The 2,363-nt window shown below is 74.0% G+C and carries 2 protein-coding genes; both read right to left on the reverse strand.

What is annotated here, in order from left to right; genetic code table 11:
* Positions 1-131: 131 nt before the first annotated feature.
* Positions 132-563: an SRPBCC family protein gene (locus ACFU6K_RS37005; protein WP_380670733.1), complete on the reverse strand. Its 432-nt coding sequence runs from the start codon at positions 561-563 to the stop codon at positions 132-134.
* A gap of 67 nt (positions 564-630) precedes the next feature.
* A complete protein-coding gene (locus ACFU6K_RS37010) occupies positions 631-2,262 on the reverse strand; it encodes an AMP-binding protein (protein WP_380670735.1) in 1,632 nt (543 codons plus the stop codon).
* Between the last annotated feature and the right edge of the window lie 101 nt (positions 2,263-2,363).

Genomic DNA, 2,363 nt, shown 5'->3' on the forward strand with positions numbered 1-2,363 from the left:
CCCCGGCCTTCGGCCCGAGGGCCGGGGTGGGGGGGGCGCGGTACCCGGCCCGCCCCTCGACGGCCGGCGACGGGCAGCAGCCCTCGCCGGCCGTTCGCGTGCGCGGGGGCGGTGGCAGGGGGGAACGGCCGTCAGCGGGCGAGGCGGGACTCCAGGGCGCGCAGGTCCGCGGTGAGGGCGGCCCGCACCGGGCGGGACATCAGCGGGCCGGCCAGGCGGAGGCCGCCGCGGACGCGGATGCGGGCGAAGGTGCCGGCCTGGGTGGGCTCGAAGGTGTAGGTGACGCGCATGGGCATCGGCCCGGCGACGGAGACCATGTCGAGCACCGTCGGCGGGTCGTGGCGCGACACCCGCAGCACGTACGAGAAGGACCTGCCCAGGAAGTGCGCGGTCCGGGTGACCTCGGCGCCCGCGCCGAAGCCACCGGTGTCGGCCTCCCGGGTGAGGGTGGCGCTGCGGATGCCCCGGGTCCACTCGGAGTCGTGGCGCCAGTCCATCGCGTAGGCGGCGACCGTGGCGGGCGGGAGGGGGATCAGGCGTTCCACTGTGACGTCGAGCGGCATGATCACACTCTCCCGCCGGGCGGGCCGCCGCGCCCCCCGGACTCGCCCGGGCGGAGGCGCGCCCCGGTCAGAGCCCCAGGATCCGCTGGGCCTGCGCCCGCATCTCGACCTTGCGGATCTTCCCGGTGACCGTCATCGGGAACTCCTCGACCACGTGCACGTAGCGCGGGATCTTGACGTGGGCGAGCCGGCCGGCGCAGTACCCGCGGACGGCCTCGGCGGTGAGCGGTTCGGCGCCCTCCCGCATCCGGATCCAGGCCATCAGCTCCTCGCCGTACTTGGCGTCGGGGACGCCGATGACCTGGACGTCGAGGATGTCCGGGTGGGTGTGGAGGAACTCCTCGATCTCGCGCGGGTAGAGGTTCTCGCCGCCGCGGATCACCATGTCCTTGATCCGCCCGGTGATGGCGAGGTAGCCGTCCCCGTCCATCACCGCGAGGTCCCCGGTGTGCATCCAGCGGGCGGCGTCGACGGCCTCGGCGGTGCGTTCCGGCTCGCCCCAGTAGCCGAGCATGACGGAGTAGCCGCGGGTGCAGAGCTCTCCGGGTTCGCCGCGCGGGACGGTACGGCCGGTGGCCGGGTCGACCACCTTGACCTCCAGGTGCGGGCCGACCCGGCCCACCGTGGCGACCCTCCGCTCGACCGGGTCGTCGACCCGGGTCTGGGTGGAGACCGGCGAGGTCTCGGTCATGCCGTAGCAGATGGAGACCTGCGCCATGCCCATCCGCCCGATGACCTCCTTCATCACCTCGCTCGGGCAGGGCGATCCGGCCATGATGCCGGTGCGCAGGCTGCCGAGGTCGTAGCGGTCGAAGTCCGGGTCGGCCAGTTCGGCAATGAACATGGTCGGCACGCCGTACAGCGAGGTGCAGCGCTCGGCGGCGACGGCGGCCAGGGTGGCGCCGGGCTCGAAGGAGGGGGCGGGGATGACCACGCAGGCGCCGTGCGAGGTGGCGGCGAGATTGCCCATCACCATGCCGAAGCAGTGGTAGAACGGCACCGGGACGCAGATCCGGTCCTGCTCGGTGTAGGCGAGCAACTCCCCGACGAAGTAGCCGTTGTTGAGGATGTTGTGGTGGGAGAGCGTCGCGCCCTTGGGGAAGCCGGTCGTCCCGGAGGTGTACTGGATGTTGATCGGGTCGTCGGGCGCCAACTCGACCTGCCGCTCGGCGAGTCGGGCCGGGTCGGCGCGCCGCCCGGCGGCGGTCACGGCGTCCCAGTCGGGGCCGCCGAGCAGCAGCACGTGCTCCAACTCCGGACAGCGGGGCCGCACTTCGCCGATCATCCCGGCGTAGTCGGAGGTCTTGAAGCGCTCGGCGGCGACCAGCAGCCGGATGCCGGCCTGGTTCAGCACGTACTCCAGCTCGTGGGCGCGGTAGGCCGGGTTGACCGTGACCAGGATCGCGCCGAGCTTGGCGGTGGCGTACTGGGTGAGCGTCCACTCGGCGCAGTTGGGGGCCCAGATGCCGACCCGGTCCCCCTTGGCGATCCCGAGCTCCAGCAGGCCGAGCGCCAGGGCGTCGACGTCGGCGGCGAGTTCGGCGTACGTCCAGCGGCGGGCGGTGGCCCGGTCGACCAGGGCGTCGCGCCCGGGGAAGGCGCGCACCGCGCGGTCGAGGTTCTCCCCGATGGTGTCGCCGAGCAGCGGGACGTCCGAGGTGCCGGAGGCGTAGCTGCGGGGGGTCGGCGTGGTCGGCACGGGCGGGCTCCCTGGGGACGGCGGTGCGGGACGGGTCCCATGGTCGCGGCGCCGCCCCCGCGCCGCCACCCCCGAACGGGGGTGCGACACGGCGCTGGGGC

The sequence above is a fragment of the Kitasatospora sp. NPDC057512 genome (assembly GCF_042802135.1).
Lineage (GTDB): Bacteria > Actinomycetota > Actinomycetes > Streptomycetales > Streptomycetaceae > Kitasatospora.